This window comes from Alkalicoccobacillus porphyridii (genome assembly GCF_007293315.1).
In the GTDB taxonomy this organism is placed as follows: domain Bacteria; phylum Bacillota; class Bacilli; order Bacillales; family Bacillaceae_D; genus Alkalicoccobacillus; species Alkalicoccobacillus porphyridii.
Map to the genome: position 1 here is coordinate 1 of NZ_VLXZ01000373.1, position 245 is coordinate 245.

1 protein-coding gene is annotated in these 245 nt (G+C 63.7%); it reads right to left on the reverse strand.

Going from position 1 to position 245, the window contains the following annotated elements:
• Positions 1-163, reverse strand: a 163-nt coding sequence (locus FN960_RS24935; protein WP_498034109.1) for a hypothetical protein, incomplete at its 3' end; no start/stop codon positions are given.
• Between the last annotated feature and the right edge of the window lie 82 nt (positions 164-245).

The following is a 245-nucleotide window of genomic DNA, read 5'->3' on the forward strand; positions in this document are numbered from 1 at the left end:
GGTTCTCGGCCTCGTTCATGTCGACCCCGTATTTACCCACGAACCAGCGGATCAAACGGGTCGTCATCGTGCCGCCCTGGGCTCCCGCGACGCGGCCGGCAAAGGAGGTCAGGCGCTGCTTGGGCAGCAGGTATTGGGGCAGGACTTTCAGACGATCGGACACGGTAAACCTCGGATGGAAGACGGTTCATTATAGCCGCACGGGCGGGAGGGGGAATGGTTTTGCCGACCAGCCCCCCTGGCCG